General features: G+C 60.3%; 17 protein-coding genes. 8 read left to right on the top strand and 9 right to left on the bottom strand.

The features are described from left to right. The first annotated feature begins 64 nt into the window (after positions 1-64). A complete protein-coding gene (locus AC1RDQ_RS19015; protein ID WP_492587879.1) occupies positions 65-1189 on the top strand; it encodes a methyltransferase in 1125 nt (374 codons plus the stop codon). Between the two features lie 64 nt (positions 1190-1253). On the opposite strand, the gene AC1RDQ_RS19010 is transcribed toward AC1RDQ_RS19015, so the two are convergent. The 3 genes from AC1RDQ_RS19010 to AC1RDQ_RS19000 all read right to left on the bottom strand — a co-directional run bounded on the left by AC1RDQ_RS19010 (position 1254) and on the right by AC1RDQ_RS19000 (position 3955). Further along, on the bottom strand, positions 1254-1421 hold the full coding sequence (locus tag AC1RDQ_RS19010; RefSeq protein ID WP_090451518.1) for a DUF2474 domain-containing protein: 168 nt from the start codon (positions 1419-1421) through the stop codon (positions 1254-1256). An 86-nt stretch (positions 1422-1507) separates the two neighbouring features. After that, positions 1508-2515 carry a cytochrome d ubiquinol oxidase subunit II gene (gene cydB / locus AC1RDQ_RS19005; RefSeq protein ID WP_056728750.1) on the bottom strand — a complete coding sequence of 336 codons (1008 nt, stop codon included), beginning with the start codon at positions 2513-2515 and terminating at the stop codon, positions 1508-1510. 3 nt (positions 2516-2518) lie between these two features. Next, positions 2519-3955, bottom strand: a complete 1437-nt coding sequence (locus AC1RDQ_RS19000) for a cytochrome ubiquinol oxidase subunit I (RefSeq protein WP_057713213.1) — start codon at positions 3953-3955, stop codon at positions 2519-2521. 472 nt (positions 3956-4427) lie between these two features. Here AC1RDQ_RS19000 and AC1RDQ_RS18995 point away from each other — a divergent pair, with 472 nt between their 5' ends. Continuing rightward, a complete protein-coding gene (locus AC1RDQ_RS18995; RefSeq protein WP_008050777.1) occupies positions 4428-5678 on the top strand; it encodes an MFS transporter in 1251 nt (416 codons plus the stop codon). Between the two features lie 6 nt (positions 5679-5684). Here AC1RDQ_RS18995 and AC1RDQ_RS18990 read toward each other — a convergent pair whose 3' ends face one another. Next, complete coding sequence (locus AC1RDQ_RS18990) at positions 5685-6236, bottom strand: DJ-1 family glyoxalase III (RefSeq protein WP_492587878.1); 552 nt, start codon at positions 6234-6236, stop codon at positions 5685-5687. A 67-nt stretch (positions 6237-6303) separates the two neighbouring features. Further along, positions 6304-6750: a DUF4879 domain-containing protein gene (locus AC1RDQ_RS18985; protein WP_492587877.1), complete on the bottom strand. Its 447-nt coding sequence runs from the start codon at positions 6748-6750 to the stop codon at positions 6304-6306. 222 nt (positions 6751-6972) lie between these two features. On the opposite strand from AC1RDQ_RS18985, the gene AC1RDQ_RS18980 reads away from it, so the two are divergent. After that, the gene (locus AC1RDQ_RS18980) at positions 6973-8268 is read left to right on the top strand and encodes an NCS2 family permease (RefSeq protein ID WP_008050771.1); all 1296 of its coding nucleotides are present in this window, start codon (positions 6973-6975) and stop codon (positions 8266-8268) included. Further along, on the top strand, positions 8265-9344 hold the full coding sequence (gene trmA / locus AC1RDQ_RS18975) for a tRNA (uridine(54)-C5)-methyltransferase TrmA (protein WP_429522115.1): 1080 nt from the start codon (positions 8265-8267) through the stop codon (positions 9342-9344). Before AC1RDQ_RS18980 ends, trmA begins: the two co-directional genes overlap by 4 nt. A gap of 30 nt (positions 9345-9374) precedes the next feature. Here the strand turns inward: trmA and AC1RDQ_RS18970 are convergent, their stop codons facing one another. Both AC1RDQ_RS18970 and AC1RDQ_RS18965 read right to left on the bottom strand, forming a co-directional pair. After that, positions 9375-9845, bottom strand: coding sequence for a DUF2442 domain-containing protein (locus tag AC1RDQ_RS18970; protein ID WP_090451526.1), 471 nt, complete (start codon positions 9843-9845; stop codon positions 9375-9377). After that, positions 9842-10270 carry a DUF4160 domain-containing protein gene (locus AC1RDQ_RS18965; protein WP_150813511.1) on the bottom strand — a complete coding sequence of 143 codons (429 nt, stop codon included), beginning with the start codon at positions 10268-10270 and terminating at the stop codon, positions 9842-9844. Before AC1RDQ_RS18965 ends, AC1RDQ_RS18970 begins: the two co-directional genes overlap by 4 nt. A gap of 226 nt (positions 10271-10496) precedes the next feature. On the opposite strand from AC1RDQ_RS18965, the gene AC1RDQ_RS18960 reads away from it, so the two are divergent. The 3 genes from AC1RDQ_RS18960 (at position 10497) to AC1RDQ_RS18950 (ending at position 12849) form a co-directional block, all read left to right on the top strand. Continuing rightward, positions 10497-11408 carry a LysR family transcriptional regulator gene (locus AC1RDQ_RS18960; RefSeq protein WP_090451530.1) on the top strand — a complete coding sequence of 304 codons (912 nt, stop codon included), beginning with the start codon at positions 10497-10499 and terminating at the stop codon, positions 11406-11408. A gap of 140 nt (positions 11409-11548) precedes the next feature. Next, the gene (gene aroQ / locus AC1RDQ_RS18955) at positions 11549-11989 is read left to right on the top strand and encodes a type II 3-dehydroquinate dehydratase (protein WP_057713207.1); all 441 of its coding nucleotides are present in this window, start codon (positions 11549-11551) and stop codon (positions 11987-11989) included. A 5-nt stretch (positions 11990-11994) separates the two neighbouring features. After that, positions 11995-12849, top strand: coding sequence for a shikimate dehydrogenase (locus tag AC1RDQ_RS18950; RefSeq protein WP_057716559.1), 855 nt, complete (start codon positions 11995-11997; stop codon positions 12847-12849). Between the two features lie 36 nt (positions 12850-12885). On the opposite strand, the gene AC1RDQ_RS18945 is transcribed toward AC1RDQ_RS18950, so the two are convergent. After that, a complete protein-coding gene (locus tag AC1RDQ_RS18945; protein ID WP_492587875.1) occupies positions 12886-13563 on the bottom strand; it encodes a TetR/AcrR family transcriptional regulator in 678 nt (225 codons plus the stop codon). A gap of 102 nt (positions 13564-13665) precedes the next feature. After that, positions 13666-15567: a 3-dehydroshikimate dehydratase QuiC gene (gene quiC, locus AC1RDQ_RS18940; RefSeq protein ID WP_492587873.1), complete on the bottom strand. Its 1902-nt coding sequence runs from the start codon at positions 15565-15567 to the stop codon at positions 13666-13668. A 505-nt stretch (positions 15568-16072) separates the two neighbouring features. On the opposite strand from quiC, the gene AC1RDQ_RS18935 reads away from it, so the two are divergent. Next, positions 16073-17410 (top strand): MFS transporter, encoded by a 1338-nt coding sequence (locus tag AC1RDQ_RS18935; protein ID WP_218497981.1) that lies wholly within the window; start codon positions 16073-16075, stop codon positions 17408-17410. Positions 17411-17491: the final 81 nt, after the last annotated feature.

The raw sequence follows: 17491 nt of genomic DNA, 5'->3' as shown, positions 1-17491 counted from the left end.
GGCTCCGCCCGCTCCACCGCCTTCGGGCAGCGGGACATCCGTTGATTACCCAGAGCCCCGCCCCATGCCTTTGCTCGAAACACCCTTCGCCAGCCTCGACCTGATCCGCCAGCCCGAACAGCAGAATGAACCGCTGCAAGCTTTCGATGCGGCCGATGAATACCTGCTCAATCATCTGGCCGAACAGCAGCCGGCTTCGGACACCCGGGTATTGGTGCTCAATGACAGTTTCGGCGCGTTGGCGGCCAGCCTGGTGGGCAAGGTACGGGTGGTCAGCAGCGGTGATTCGTTCCTGGCTTTCCAGGGTCTGGAAAAGAACCTGGTGCGCAACGGCCTGGCCTTTGATGCCGTGCCGAGCGTACCCGCCAGCGAAACCCCTGCCGGGCCGTTCGACTGCGTGCTGATCCGTGTACCGAAAACCCTGGCCCTGCTGGAAGAACAACTGATCCGCCTGCAAGGTCAACTGGCACCTGGCGCCCAAGTGGTTGCCGCAGCCATGATCAAGCATCTGCCCCGGGCGGCGGGCGACTTGCTGGAGCGTTACATCGGCCCCGTGCAAGCCTCGTTGGCGGTGAAGAAGGCGCGGCTATTGATTGCCACCGCTGAAGACAAAACTCCGGCGGTGTCGCCCTACCCAACGCGATACAGACTCGACGAACCGGCCATCGAACTGCTCAACCACGCCAATGTGTTTTGCCGCGAAGGCCTGGACATCGGTACCCGGGCGTTTTTGCCACACCTGCCGAAAAACCTCGGTTCGGCGCGGGTCGCCGATCTCGGTTGCGGCAACGGCGTCCTGGCCATCGCCAGCGCCCTGCAAAACCCCGAGGCCCACTACACACTGGTGGACGAGTCGTACATGGCCGTGCAATCGGCCGCCGAAAACTGGCGCGCAGCGTTGGGCGAACGGGAAATGATCGTGCGTGCCGGCGATGGCCTGGCCGGCCAGGAACCGCAATCGCTTGACGTCGTGCTGTGCAATCCACCGTTTCACCAGCAACAGGTGGTGGGCGACTTCCTGGCCTGGCGGATGTTCCAGCAGGCGCGCGAAGCGCTGGTGGTAGGCGGCGCGCTGTACATCGTCGGCAATCGTCACTTGGGTTACCACAGCAAGCTGGCGCGATTGTTTCGGGGTGTGGAGCAAGTGGCGGCCAATCCGAAGTTCGTGATCCTCAAGGCGCGCAAGTAACAGGAAAAAAAACCCTCCGGCAGGAGGGTCGTAAATCCGTGCCTCGAGGCCACGGGAGAGATATTCAGTGCGTGGTCAGGCCGGCTGCGCTCATGAACAGACGCATCAGGCTGGCGACGATGAACAAGGCGCCCACGCTGCCGACCCAGATCAGGGCCAACCAGCCGAGCCGCTGCCACAGCGGCTTTTTTTCGGCTTCTTCAATGTCGTGCAGGGAATGTTTGCCGTTCATTGATAAATCCTCCGATGTAGATCAATGGCGTCTGTCAGGACGCCATCGCGAGCAAGCTCGCTCCCACAGATTCGTTGTGCAGCAGACTAGTGGTAACCATCTTCATGGGTGACCTTGCCGCGGAACACGTAGTAGCTCCAGAAGGTGTAGCCCAGGATGAACGGGATGATGAACAGCGTGCCCACCAGCATGAAGCCCTGGCTTTGCGGCGGCGCGGCGGCGTCCCAGATCGAGATCGACGGCGGGATGATGTTCGGCCACAGACTGATGCCCAACCCGCTGTAACCGAGGAAGATCAGCACCAGAGTCAGCAGGAACGGCGTGTAATGCGCGTTGCGGGCCACGGCGCGAATCAGTCCGTACATCGTCACCAGCACCAGGATCGGCACCGGCATGAACCAGAACAGATTCGGCATGGTGAACCAGCGTGCGGCGATATCCGTGTGGGCCAACGGGGTCCAGATGCTGACAATGCCGATCACCGCCAGCAGCACGAAGGCCAATGGCCGTGCCAGGTCATGCATCTGCTCCTGCAACTTGCCTTCGGTCTTCATGATCAGCCAGGTGCAACCGAGCAAGGCATACGCCACGACCAGCGCCGCACCACAGAACATCGTGAACGGTGTCAGCCAGTCCAGTGAACCACCGGCGAACTGCCGATTGACCACAGGCAGCCCGTCGATGAACGCGCCAAGCGCAACGCCCTGGAAGAACGTCGCAGTGACCGAGCCACCGATGAACGCCTTGTCCCACAGATGGCGCTTGTCGTCCCTGGCCTTGAAGCGAAACTCGAAGGCCACGCCGCGGAAGATCAACCCGATCAACATCAGGATCAGCGGCAGGTACAACGCCGAGAGCACCACCGAATAGGCCAACGGAAACGCGCCGAACAACGCCGCGCCACCCAACACCAGCCAGGTCTCGTTGCCGTCCCAGACCGGGGCGACGGTGTTCATCATCACATCGCGATCGGTCTTGCCCGGAATGAACGGGAAGAGAATCCCGATGCCCAGGTCGAAACCGTCCATGACCACGTACATCATGATGCCGAAGATGATGATCACGGCCCAGATCAGCGGAAGATCAATACCCATGATTCAAATCTCCTTGGTCAGGCTGTGGCCGGCATCGGCGTGATCGTCGTCGGCGGCGGACAGCGGACGGGCCGGTGTGCGTTTCTGGCCGGGGCCACCGTCGTTGGTTTCCTTGCCTTCGTCGATCTTCGGCCCCTTGCGCACCAGGCGCATCATGTAGCCAAGACCGGCGCCAAACAGCGCGAAATAAACCACGACAAACAGGATCAGGGTGATGCTCATCTGCATGAAGCTGTGGTTGGACGACGCATCCGCCGTACGCATCAGGCCATAGACCACCCAAGGCTGACGGCCGATTTCCGTGGTGAACCAGCCGGCGAGAATCGCGATCAGGCCGGACGGCCCCATCCACAGCGCCAGGTACAGGAACGGCCGCGAGGTGTAGAGGGTGTCGCGCTTGCGCAGCCACAGACTCCACAATCCGGTGAAGATCATCAGCAAGCCCAGCCCCACCATGATCCGGAACGACCAGAACACGATGGTCGAATTCGGCCGGTCTTCAGGCGGGAACTCCTTGAGCGCCGGCACCTGTTTATCCAGGGAGTGCGTGAGAATCAGGCTGCCCAGGTACGGGATTTCGACAGCGAATTTGGTCTTCTCCTCCTTCATGTCCGGCCAGCCGAACAGGATCAGCGGCGTCGCCTCGTCGCCCTTGTTTTCCCAGTGGCCTTCGATCGCAGCGATTTTCGCCGGCTGATGCTTGAGCGTATTGAGACCGTGGAAGTCGCCGATGACCGCCTGTATCGGCGCGACGATCAATGCCATCCACATGGCCATCGAGAGCATTTTGCGGATCGCCGGATTGTCCTTGCCGCGCAGCAAATGCCAGGCCGCGGAGGAGCCGACGAAGAAGGCCGTGGCGACGAAGGCTGCCGTGGCCATGTGCATCAGGCGATACGGGAACGAAGGGTTGAAGATAATCGCCAGCCAGTCGGTGGGGATGACCTGACCGTTGACGATCTCGAAGCCCTGAGGGGTCTGCATCCAGCTGTTGGAAGCGAGAATCCAGAACGTGGAGATCAACGTACCAATGGCCACCATCACGGTGGCGAAGAAGTGCAGGCCACGCCCGACCTTGTTCCAGCCAAACAGCATGACACCGAGGAACCCGGCCTCGAGGAAGAATGCAGTGAGCACTTCATAGGTCAGCAACGGCCCGGTCACGGAACCGGCGAAGTCCGAGAAGCGGCTCCAGTTGGTGCCGAACTGATAGGCCATTACCAGCCCGGAAACCACCCCCATGCCGAAGTTGACGGCAAAGATCTTCGACCAGAAATGGTAGAGGTCGCGGTAGGTGTCGTTATGGGTTTTCAGCCACAGGCCTTCGAGTACCGCCAGGTAACTCGCCAGGCCGATGGTGATGGCCGGAAACAGGATGTGGAACGAGATGGTGAACGCGAACTGAATTCGGGCGAGATCAAGTGCCTCTAAACCGAACATAAGTCTTCCTCTGTCAGGTAGTACGGCTGCGGGCTGGAAGCCTGCACCCACGGCCCCCACGGATATGGAGTGTGGCGAATCTCTGTTTGTTCTTTTTTTTTGCACGCATCACAACGCAGGGAGTCTGGCCTTGCGGCCGCCGGATCAATTCCTTTTGTGGGTTTTGATCTGGATCAATCAACGTTGAAAGAGTAGTCCCAATTTCGGGGATGAACCGCGTGGTCTTTTGCCGCGTGACAAGTTGCCTCACGGCCTGGGTAACAGGCAGAAACATATCTCCTTGTGGGAGCGAGCCTGCTCGCGAAGGGGGCATCAGCTTCAACATCAATGTCGACTGACACTCAGCCTTCGCGAGCAAGCACGCTCCCACATGAAAATCAATGCCTGGCTAACTAAATCTTTTGTCACGGCAACTTTTTGTTACAGGTTGGTGATAATCTCGCCACTCCCCTCTCCCCAGATCTTCCCGCAGATGCCCAGCCAAGAGCCCTTGCTGTTACGTCACCATCGCCCTTTTCTCGCGTTCTGGCTGGCCCGGGTATTTACCGCCAGCGGCTTCCAGATGCTCACCGTGGCCATCGGCTGGAACCTGTATCAACTGACCGGCAATGTTCTCGACCTGGGTCTGGTCGGCCTGGTCGAGTTCGCCCCGCGCGTACTGTTCATGCTGCACACAGGGCACGTCGCCGACCGTTATGACCGGCGCAAGGTCGCGGCGATCTGCCAGTCCCTCCAGGCATTGATCGCCCTGTCGCTGGCCATCGGCAGCGCCACCGACCATGTCACCCGGGAAATGATCTTTATCCTGGCCTTCCTGCTCGGTGCCGCTCGCTCCTTTGAAATGCCGACCACCCAGGCCCTGTTGCCCAGCATCGTGCCCAGCGCGTTGTTTCCCCGTGCAGTGGCCGCCGCACAATCGGCCCAGCAATCGGCAACCATCGTCGCTCCAGCCCTCGGCGGCTTGCTCTACGCCTTCGGCAGCGTCTGGGTGTATGGCCCGACGGTGCTTTTGTATGTCATCGCCTGTTCGCTGATGCTCAACCTGCCGGCCCGACAAACCCCGCTGAACAAGGGCAAGGCCACGCTGGACTCACTGCTGGCGGGCATTCGCTTCATCCGCAGTCGTCCGGACATTCTCGGGGCGATCTCCCTCGATCTGTTTGCGGTGCTATTGGGTGGCGCCACAGCGCTGCTGCCGGTGTTCGCCAAGGACATTCTGCTGACTGGCCCGTGGGGGCTTGGCCTGCTGCGCTCGGCGCCGGCGGTAGGCGCGCTGCTGATGTCGCTGTTCCTGGCGCGGTTTGCCGTGGAACGCAACGTCGGACGGGTGATGTTCACGGCCGTGGGCATCTTCGGCGTGGCGACCATCGCCTTCGGCCTGTCGACCTCGTTCTGGTTTTCCCTGGCGGTGTTGGTGGTGTTGGGCGCGGCAGACATGATCAGCATGGTGATCCGCGCCTCGTTCGTTCAACTGGAAACCCCGGACGAAATGCGCGGCCGGGTCAGCGCCGTCAATGGACTGTTCATCGGTGCCTCGAACCAGTTGGGCGAATTCGAATCGGGACTGACTGCCCACTGGTTCGGCACCGTGCCAGCGGTGGTCATGGGCGGGATCGGCACGCTGGTGGTGACCGGGGTGTGGGTCAAACTGTTCCCGACACTGGCCAGCCGCGATCGCATGCACGTGGCTAAAGATGAAGAGAAGGAAGAGGCGAAGGTCTGACACTCTCTAAACGAGCAACTCCCCCGCCACGGCCATACGAGTGGCTTTTCCGCAGAGTTGTTCCACCAGCGCCAGGGCAAATGCCAATGCGCCAGCCGAGCCCTGGGCGGTGATGCAGTTGCCATCGACCACTACCGGTTGATCGACGAAGTTACAGCCCAGCAGTTGATGGCTAGCCAAGGGCAGGCAGGTCATGCGCCGCTGACGCAATACGCCAAAGGCCTGCAGTGCCACGGCGGGCGCTTCGGCGATGCCGGCGAACAGGCGACCGGCCGCCGCCTGATCCTTGACCAATTGTTGCAGGGGTTGGTGGGCTGCCAGGTGCTGCGAACCCACCGCTCCACCGGGCAAGGCAATCAGGTCGAAGGGTTGCGCCAGCAAGTCCACCAACATCGCATCGGACGTCAGGCGAGTGCCGCGGGCGCAAGTGAGCATGCGCCGCCCTTCGATACTGGCCACCACCACTTCTATTTTGGCGCGGCGCAGCACGTCGATCAGGGTCACGGTTTGCAGGTCGTCGGTGCCCTCGGCAAGGGCAATCAAGGCTCTAAAGGTCATCGGGTACTGTCCACGGAATGATCTTTTAAGCGTAGTCAGCTTTCTGACCCTTGTTCGATACGTGCGGTTACTGGATATAAAGCTGCGTCGACATCGTATTGCCGGGCGCGTTGATCGAGGTATTGCTGAAGGTCAGCGTGCCTTCCTGCTTGCCCGCCAGATCGAGGGCATACAAATAGCCGACGGTTTTTTCCCCGGGAGTGCAGCTGGTCAGGTTGCCGTTCTTGAACGCACAAACTGGTGTGCGGGTGCCATTCACCTCGAAACCGTCCAGGGCGACATGGGCCTCACGCCCATAACCCACTTCCAGCACGTAGACCATGATGTTCGGGCCAATGTGATCGCAGCGAGTTCGGGTTTGCCCTTCGTCGATGCTCTCGACACCACAGGACGGCGACGCGACCTTGAGCACTTTCAATTGCGTCAGAGGTGGAGCCGAGGCCGCCATGGCCGTTTGCGCCCCGAGAAACAACGCCCACCCTATTCCGAGGGCGGCAACCAGACGCTTTTTCATGCAGGACCCATCCACCCCAAAAAACCAGCGCGCAGTATGGCGCACTTGGCTTTGTCGCAAAACATCGACGACGATCACCGCCAAAGCAGCCATATTCCCAAGCTACTGGTATGATGCGCGGCTTTTTCCGGCCCACAGTAATTTCCAGGCGCGTTCTGCTGCCTGTGCTTTGCTGTTGAGGTCGATACATTCACGGCGCCCGGCGCGCCACGGGGAGCAGACATGCTGGAAAGGCTGTTTCAACTCAAGGCACACAACACCAACGTGCGGACCGAGATTCTGGCGGGCGTCACGACCTTTTTGGCCATGGCCTACATTCTGTTCGTCAACCCGAGCATCCTCGGCGAGACCGGCATGGACAAGGGCGCAGTGTTTGTCGCCACCTGTCTGGCAGCTGCCATCGGCTCGACGACCATGGGCCTGATCGCCAACTACCCGATCGCCCTCGCACCGGGCATGGGCCTTAACGCCTTCTTCACCTACACCGTGGTCCTGCACATGGGCCATACCTGGCAAGTGGCGCTGGGCGCGGTGTTCATCTCGGCGGTGTGCTTCTTCCTGCTGTCGATCTTCCGCATCCGTGAATGGATCATCAACAGCATCCCGCTGCCGCTGCGCTCGGCGATTGCCGCCGGCATCGGCCTGTTCCTGGCACTGATCGCCCTGCACAACGCCGGCATCGTGGTCAGCAACCCGGCGACCATGGTCGGCCTCGGTGACCTGAAACAACCGGCCCCGATCCTCGCCACCCTCGGTTTTGCCCTGATCGTCGCCCTCGAAGCCCTTGCCGTGCGCGGCGCGGTGCTGATCGGCATTCTGGTGGTGACTATCATTTCCATCGTGATGGGCTTCACTCCGTTCGGCGGCGTGATGTCGATGCCGCCGTCCCTGGCACCGACCTTCCTGCAACTGGACATCAAGGGTGCGCTGGACATCGGTCTGGTCAGCGTGATCTTCGCCTTCCTGTTCGTCGATCTGTTCGACAACTCCGGCACCCTGATCGGCGTGGCCAAGCGCGCCGGTCTGATGCGCAAGGACGGTCACATGCCGAAAATGGGCCGCGCGCTGATCGCCGACAGCACCGCCGCCATGGCCGGTTCCCTGCTGGGTACCTCGACCACCACCAGCTACATCGAATCCGCCGCCGGCGTGAGTGCCGGTGGCCGCACCGGCCTGACTGCCATCGTGGTGGCGTTCCTGTTCCTGCTGGCGCTGTTCTTCTCGCCACTGGCCGCCAGCGTTCCGGCCTTCGCCACCGCGCCGGCACTGCTGTTCGTCGCCGTGCTGATGACATCCGGCCTGGCCGAAATAGACTGGGACGACATTACCGTCGCCGCGCCGGTGGTGATCACCGCGCTGGCAATGCCGTTCACTTACTCCATCGCCAATGGCATCGCCTTCGGTTTCATTTCCTGGACCGCCATCAAGCTGATGTCCGGTCGTGGCCGTGAGCTGAACCCGGCGCTGGTGATCCTGTCGATTCTGTTCGTGATCAAGCTGGGTTGGTTCAACGCATGACTTTTGATTCCCAGGCCTACGCCGTTCAGCTCGAAGAAAAGGTCACGCGCCTGCGTGACCTGCTGGCCCCGTTCGATGCACCGGAGCCAGCCGTTTTCGATTCGCCGCTGAAAAACTTCCGCCTGCGCGCCGAGTTCCGCCTGTGGCGCGAGGCCGGCGAGCGTCACTACGCGATGTTTTCCCAGGAAGACAAACGCACGCCAATCCTGATCGAAGAGTTCCCGATTGCCAGCCTGCGCATCAACCAGTTGATGCCGCAGCTGAAGGCAGCGTGGCAAGCCAGCGCGCCCCTGAGCCACAAGCTGTTCCAGGTGGAGTTCCTGACCACTCTGGCCGGCGACGCGATGATCACCCTGTGCTATCACCGCCCGCTGGACGAGCACTGGCATGCAGCGGCGTCGAAACTGGCGACGGACTTGAACGTCAGCATCATCGGCCGCTCCAAGGGCAAGCGCGAAGTCATCGGTCACGATTACGTGGTCGAGAAGCTGGAAGTCGGCGGCCGCACCTTCAGCTATCGCCAGCCTGAAGGCGCGTTCACCCAGCCCAACGGCACGGTGAACCAGAAAATGCTCAACTGGGCATACGATGCGCTCGGCGATCGCTCCGATGATTTGCTGGAGCTGTACTGCGGCAACGGCAACTTCACCCTGCCCCTCGCCACCCGCGTGCGCAAGGTGCTGGCCACCGAAATCAGCAAGACCTCGGTCAACGCGGCCTTGAGCAATCTCAGCGAAAACGCGGTAGATAACGTCACCCTGGTGCGTTTGTCCGCCGAAGAGCTGACCGAAGCCCTGAACGAAGTGCGTCCGTTCCGCCGCCTGCACGGTATCGACCTCAAGAGCTACGAGTTCGGTAGCGTCTTCGTCGACCCGCCCCGCGCCGGCATGGACCCGGACACCTGCGAGCTGACCCGGCGCTTCGACAACATCCTGTACATCTCCTGCAACCCGCAGACCCTGGCAGCCAACATCGCCCAACTGCACGACACCCACCGCATCAGCCAATGCGCGATGTTCGACCAGTTCCCGTGGACCCATCACATGGAATCCGGGGTGATGTTGACCCGGCGTTGATGACACCTGCCAGGCACAAAAAAGCCGTCTTCACGACGGCTTTTTTGTGGGTACCGGCAAGACAACATCGACCTTGCGCGGGCGCCCGCCCTTCTTGCCATTGGCCCGCGCAGCTTCAGACTTTGCGGCGCTGCTCTGGCGACCATTGCGCGAAGCAACGACCGACGCCGCCATGGCCATCAGGGGCTTGCTCGCAGAAATCAACCCGGCAATAGATACATGCAGGTCCTTGCCTTCATGGCACAGGGCAGTACCCGCGTAGCCAACAGTCAGACTGGCAAGTTCCTCGCCCTCAAAATCATCGAACTCCGGATAGTTGGCTACGGGCAACAATACGCCGCTGCCGTCTTCAAAGCTGACGGCCAGACAGGGGGGCAGGTAGGTAACCGCCGTCGCTTGCAGGCTATTTTTTCTACGTAACTCGCCACGTTCAATGGCTTTGTCCAGGCTGCTTTCCGTTACGGGATTATCGGCCTGAACCTTGGCTTTTATCGTTTTCATAACTCGATCTCTACACTTTCCTGTGTGCCTATCAGGGACAGCAACGTCTTGTTCGATTCAGGTTCGTAGCAAGCCGACCCAATCATGTTGGTCGTACTGACAACCCTTTTCACCACAACGACTTCATTGCTTTGCCAGTCCCACAATTGATTATCAAGACAAGCCGTTTGCAATTTTCGCCACCAGATGCCCCGGGCGCGCCGCAAATGGGCAGGCTGCTGGAGCGATTGGCGCAATCCCTCAAGCACTGCCAACGGTGGCCGACGCGAAAGCGGAACTACATCCCAGAGCTCGACACCGTTGTGCCAAAAGCTGAACCTGAACCTCGCACTCCATGTACCCGCCTCCACATGCGCATGAGGCGGACAATGCTCGTCTCGCAACATGATCACCACCGACAGTCCCTTGTGATTACATACCTTCATGCTAACCCATCCGTTAGGTTTATGAGTCCGAGGATTCGACATTCCCTGGAGAATCCGACCGTTGGCATTGGCCGTCGAATCAATTCTTGCGTCCTCAGACTAGCGTCCTGGCGTTACCCGGCCCTGAGGAACACCGCGTGCAATGGTAAGAAAACCTTTCATTACGACGCTGGCACCTGATAAATACTGGTCCAGCTTCTTCATCTGATCCCCGGTGTAATCAATCATGCAGCGACAATTCGACGATCTTCAGTTGGGTAGCATCGAGCTGTTTTGCCTGGCCGCCGAGGCCGGCAGTTTTACTGCCGCGGCGCTGGTGGCCGGTGTCACCCCCGCTGCCGTGAGCCGTTCGGTGTCGCGCATGGAAGAACGCCTTGGTGTGCGCCTGTTCGCGCGCACCACACGTAGTGTGAAGCTGACCGACAGTGGTCGCCGTTATTACGAAGAATGTCGCCAGGCCCTTGCGCAACTGGTCGAGGCCCAGCGCGAGGTGATGGGCCAGCAGCAGGTGCCGTCCGGTACGTTGCGCATCAGTATTCCGACCACCTACGCGCATCATCGAATTCTGCCGCTGTTGCCCGAATTTCGGGCGCGCTATCCGGCGGTGAAGGTCGAGTCGCACATCAGTAATCGCAACATCGATTTCGTCGGCGAAGGCTACGACATGGCGATTCGCGTGCGAGCCATCCCGGATTCCGGCCTGATCGCCCGACCGTTGGAAGATGCCGCCCTGGTGATGATCGCCAGTCCTGATTACCTGAAACGGGCCGGCACTCCGCAAACCCTCGACGACCTCGAAAACCACGAATGCATCCAGTACGAATTGCCCAGCAGCGGCCGACGCATTGCCTGGCTGTTCAACGATGAAGGCGTGCCCCGGGAGATTCTGGCCGAGGGCAACCTCAGTTGCTCCGACGATGTGCTGGGCGGTGTGACCCTGGCCAAACACGGTGCGGGGTTGTTTCAGACCTACCGTTTTATCGTGGAAAAGGAACTGGCCGACGGCTCGCTGGTGGAAGTGCTCAAGCCCTATGGCGGGCGATCGCGGCCGTTTACCTTGCTGTACCCGCAAAGTCGCCATGTACCGCTGCGCTTGAGGGCGTTTATCGATTTCCTCGTGGAGCACCTGCCGCGCTGACCTGCGAAAGTGTCCGATCACCGCCCACAAACAGCCTGCATACCTTCACTTCAATTGACCAAATTAACTAGTTAGTACAATTTATCTCCACAGGCTGAAGCCCTCGGCCGATTCCAAAAATAACAAGTGGAGAGATTCCGATGCCCCCTATCGTTCTGGTGCTCAACGGCCCGAACCTGAACCTGCTCGGCACCCGTGAACCGGCGACTTACGGCCACGAAACCCTGGCAGACATTTCGACCCTGTGCGCACGCGCCGCCGAAGAGTTCGGCCTGGCGGTGGAGTTTCGCCAGACCAACCATGAAGGCGAATTGCTCGACTGGATTCACGCCGCCCGCGGTCGCTGCGCCGGGATCGTCATCAATCCTGCCGCGTGGACCCACACCTCGGTCGCCATCCGCGACGCCCTGGTCGCCAGCGAACTGCCGGTGATCGAAGTCCACTTGTCCAACGTGCACGCCCGCGAGCCCTTCCGCCACCATTCGTTCGTATCCGCCATTGCAACGGCGGTGATGGCCGGTTTTGGCAGTCATGGCTATCGCCTGGCGCTGGAACACTTCAGTCATCGTTTGAAGGGGTGATCGCCGTGACTCAGAACCACGTGATACTGGCCGGGCTGATTGGCGCCGGCATCCAGGCGTCCCGCACACCGGCCATGCACGAGCATGAAGGCGATGCCCAGGGGCTGCGCTACCTGTATCGCCTGATTGATCTTGATCAGTTGAAGCTCGACAGCAACGCCCTGCCCGACCTGTTGATGGCTGCCGAGCGCATGAACTACACCGGGCTGAACATTACCTTTCCATGCAAGCAGGCAATCATCCCGCTGCTCGACGAACTTTCGCCGGAGGCCCGCGGTATCGGTGCGGTCAACACGGTGGTGCTCAAGGATGGCAAACGCATCGGCCACAACACCGATTGCCTGGGCTTTGCCGAGGGGTTTCGCCGGGGTTTGAAAGGCGTTGCCGTTGAACGTGTCGTACAGATGGGCGCTGGTGGCGCAGGTGCGGCGGTGGCCCACGCGTTGTTGAGCGAAGGCGTACAACAGCTGAGCATTTTTGACGTGGACATCCGCCGCGCCCAGGATCTGGCTGACAACCTCAATCAGCATTTCGGCGTCAGTCGGGCGGTGGCCGGGTATGACCTGCCCGATGCCATGGCACAGGCTGACGGCCTGGTGAACACCACGCCGATGGGCATGAAAAAACTGCCGGGCATGCCCGTGCCGGTCGAGCTGCTGCGGGCCGAATTGTGGGTGGCGGAGATCGTTTACTTCCCACTGGAAACCGAACTGCTGCGCAACGCCCGCGCCCTCGGTTGCCGGACGCTGGACGGCGGCAACATGGCGGTGTTTCAGGCGGTCAAAGCATTCGAGTTGTTCAGCGGCGTAGTCCCGGATGCCCAGCGGATGCTTGAGCATTTCCAGAGCATGAATGACTGAATGAGTGAAGTGAGGGGGCAACCCCCTCACCTCGCCTCAGGCTTGCAGGTACCGCAGAACCGACTCGCAAATCATCTCCCGATGACGCAGCTTGATACGTTCGTCCGGCAGGTCGATCTGAAAAATCTCACCAAAGGTGTGGCGGTTCGAGACGCGATAGAAGCAGAACGAACTGATCAGCAAATGCACGTCCAGCGGATCAAGCCCCGTACGGAACAGCCCCTGCTCGGCGCCGCGACGCAGAATCTCGCCCAGTGAATCGAGGATAGTGTTGTTCATCGCCTTGATCGCATCGGAGCGCTTCACGTACTCGGCGTTGTGAATGTTCTCGATACTGACGATGCGCACGAAATCGACGTTGCGATCATGGTGATCGAAGGTGAACTCCACTAGCCGCCGAATGGCTTCGACCGGCGCCAGCTCTGCCAGGTGCAGGCGGTTTTCGGTGTTGCGGATATCGCCATAGAGTTTCTCCAGCACCTCGACGTAGAGCTGTTCCTTACTGCCGAAGTAGTAATAGATCATGCGCTTGGAGGTGTGGATGCGCTCGGCGATGGCATCGACACGGGCACCGGAAAGCCCCTGCTGGACGAATTCGACAATCGCCTCCTGCAGGATGTTTTCGCGGGTCTTTTCCGGGTTGTTCTTGCGACTCTTGCGCGGCTCGGCACCAGGTTCTACGGAGGCTGCGGGGAGTTCTGAAGTCATTGTCATTGCGGGCTCACGGCCATCACTGCACAGGCTGGCGATTATGGGCTGCGCGGCACAGTGAAGGAAGCCGCGCGGCCCACGTTTAATCCCGCGTTTACGAATTACCTACAACTTCGCCTGGCGCAATGCACCGCTACGGGATTTGGCCATGGCCGCCAGGCGCACCGCGACGTTGGCCGCGCCATAGCCGGCATAACCGTTTTTACGCTGGATGATCTCGAAGAAGAACCGCCCCTCGAACGGCTCGGTATACACATGAAACAGTTCACCGCCCTGGGCGTCGCGGTCGTACAACACATTGTAGTAGGCCAGTTCACTGAGGAACTCGTCGTCGAAATCGAACCGCGCCGCCAGGTCATCGTAGTAGTTGAGCGGAATATCCAACAGCGGCACGCCCGCCTCTTTTGCACGGCTGACCTGGGCAAAGATGTCATCACAATCAAACGCGATGTGGTGCACGCCGGAGCCGCGATAACTCGACAGCGCGTGTGAGATTGCGGTGTTGCGGTTCTCGGAAATGTTCAGTGGCAGGCGGATCGAACTGTCCCGGCTACGCAAGGCACGGCTCTTCACCAGACCATAAGGATCCGGCAGCACGACTTCATCGTCTGCCTCGAAATCCAGCAGGCTCTTATAGAACAGCACCCAGCTGTCGAGGCTGTCGGCCGGCAGCGCCATGGCCATGTGGTCGATGCGCTTGAGGCCACCGCTGACCGGTGCATCCGCCAGCAGATTGAAGTCGGTACCGTAGACGTCGGCATCCTGGTCCACCAGATAAATCAGGCTGCCATCCGGCGCACGCACCGCCGCCAGTTCCAGTTCATTGGGGCCCACCAGCCCGCGATAGGGTTGACCCTTGTAAGCCACGGCTCGTGCCAGCGCACTGGCGCTGTCCTTGACTCGCACGGCGGTAGCGCACAACGAAGGGCCGTGGGCTTCGAAAAAGCTGTGGCCGAAGGAGTAAGGTTCGGAGTTGAGGATCAAATTGATATCGCCCTGGCGCATCAGGCTGACGCTCTTGGAACGATGCTGCCCGGCCTTGGCGAAACCCAGTCGCTCAAGCCAATGCGAGAGCTTCGCGCCGAGGCTTTCGTCCACGGCGAACTCGAGAAACTCGATACCGTTGTATTCACTGGCCTTGGGCGTTTCGAACAGAATCTCAGCGTTGGCCGCAGGCTTGGCTTCCTGGGCCAGACGCTCGCGGGTTTTCTCTTCCAGATACAGCAACGAACGCAAGCCGTCGGCGGCGTTGGCTCGTGGCGGCGCGGCGCGGAAGCCATCGTTGAAGATTTCCAGCGACAGAGGCCCGGTGTAGCCACTCTTGATGATCGGCGCGAGGAAGCCCGGCAAGTCGAATTCACCCTGACCCGGGAAGCAGCGAAAATGCCGGCTCCACTCCAGCACGTCCATGGCCAGGATCGGCGCGTCAGCCATTTGCACGAAGAAAATCTTGTCGCCGGGAATCTCGGCGATAGCACTTGGATCGCCCTTGAGCGACAGGGTGTGAAAGCTGTCCAGCAACACGCCGAGGCTTGGGTGATCGGCCTGACGCACGATGTTCCACACCTGTTGCCAGGTGTTCACATGCCGGCCCCAGGCCAGCGCTTCGTATCCGATGCGCAGGCCACGTGCCCCGGCGTGCTCGGCCAGCAGTCGCAAGTCGTCGACCAGAACCTGTTCATCACCGATGGACTCCGCCGAGGCATTGCTGCACACCAGCACCAGGTCAGTGCCCAGCTCCTGCATCAGGTCGAATTTGCGCTCGGCGCGCTCCAGGTTGCGCGACAGGCGATCGCGGCGGCAGCCTTCGAAATCACGGAACGGTTGAAACAGGGTGATGGCGATCCCGAGATCGGCGCACATCTGTTTAATTTCCCGTGGACTACCGTCGTAGTAGAGAAGGTCGTTCTCGAAAATCTCGACGCCGTCGAACCCGGCGGCGGCAATGGCTTCGAGTTTTTCCGGCAGGGTACCGCTCAAGGATACGGTGGCAATGGAACGCTGCATGTTTCGGCTCCCGGTGGAGGCTTCGGCTACAGGGAATTTGCGCCGCTTTTAAAAGAGTGGACGGATTATTGAGCTGGTCGATGCATTGAGCAATTTAAAGTGTACTACCCAGTTAGTTTTGCGTGCGATTATCGAACACAATGGCCGATAGCGAATTGACGATTTTTTGTTCACTGCGCAACATCAACACCACATTGGGTCCGGTCTTGAAATCGTCGGCCCCGGTCAACAAGACCCAGAACACCACATAAAAATTTCAAAAAACGGGTATACGCTCATGCGCTCATTCAACGCCTTGCTCACTCGCTCTACCGTCATTACGCCTTGCCTGGCGTCCATCCGAACCCCGCGCTCCGCCGGCACAACCGTGCCGCTCGCTGAATAACCCGTCAGCCGACGAACACAGCCGATCAGCCCTTTCGCGCACGCCGCGACAGACCGATTGATCACGCGCCCTTGAAGTCACGACGAGCCCCGCTTGTCAGTCATTGAACGGATGGCACACATGATTCCTTCTCAAAGTTCTCGCATGGCACCTGCCATGAGCACCGCCACAGGTGGCATCGGCGACAAGATTCGCGGCGCCATGGCAGTCGGCAAAACCCGTTGGGGCATGCTGGCGCTGGTGTTTTTCGCCACCACCCTGAACTACATCGACCGCGCCGCCCTGGGCGTGATGCAGCCTATCCTGGCCAAGGAAATGAGCTGGACGGCGATGGACTACGCCAACATCAACTTCTGGTTCCAGGTCGGTTACGCCATCGGTTTCGTGCTGCAAGGCCGTTTGATCGACCGGGTCGGCGTCAAGCGCGTGTTCTTCTGCGCCGTGCTGCTCTGGAGCCTGGCGACCGGTGCCCACGGCCTGGCCACTTCGGCGGTCGGCTTCATGGTCTGCCGATTCATCCTCGGCCTGACCGAAGCGGCCAACTACCCGGCCTGCGTGAAAACCACGCGCCTGTGGTTCCCGGCCGGTGAACGTGCGGTAGCCACCGGTATTTTCAATGCCGGGACCAACGTCGGCGCGATGTTCACGCCGATGCTGCTGCCACTGATCCTGCACGTCTGGGGTTGGCAGGCCGCGTTCCTGTGCATGGCATCACTGGGCGGGATCTGGCTGTTGTTCTGGGGTTTGAAGTACTTCAACCCGGAAGACCACCCGAACGTGAAACAGTCCGAGCTGGACTACATCCAGAAAGAAGTCGAGCCGGAACAAACCCGCGTGCCGTTCTCGAAAATCCTGCGCATGCGCGGCACCTGGGCCTTCGCCCTCGCCTACTCGATCACTGCGCCAGTGTTCTGGTTCTACCTGTACTGGCTGCCACCGTTCCTCAATCAGCAATACAACCTGGGCATCAACGTCACCCAGATGGGTATCCCGCTGATCATCATCTACCTCACTGCCGACTTCGGTAGCGTTGGCGGCGGCATCCTCTCCTCGTTCCTGATCGGTCGCGGCGTCAACCCGATCAAGGCGCGACTGATGTCCATGTTCCTGTTCGCCTGCTGCATCATCGGCGTGATCATGGCGGCCGGTTCCAGCAACCTGTGGGTCGCGGTGGCCGCTATCTCCCTGGCCATCGGCGCGCACCAGGCCTGGACCGCGAACATCTGGAGCCTGGTGATGGACTACACGCCCAAGCACATGATGAGTACGGTGTTCGGCTTCGGTGGCATGTGTGCGGCGATTGGCGGGATGTTCATGACCCAACTGGTCGGCCACATCCTGACCATCACCAACAACAACTACACCGTGCTGTTCACCATGATTCCGGCGATGTACTTCATCGCGCTGATCTGGATGTACTTCATGGCACCGCGCAAGATTCCGACCGTCACTGACTAAAGTTAAGCGCAATGCCCCTGTGGGAGCGGGCTTGCTCGCGAATGCGCAGTGTCAGTCGATATTTATGGTGACTGACACTCC

This window comes from Pseudomonas sp. GW823-FHT02E01 (assembly GCF_058797535.1).
Note: the sequence above shows the minus strand (reverse complement) of the source record. Positions and strands in the feature narration are given on the sequence as shown.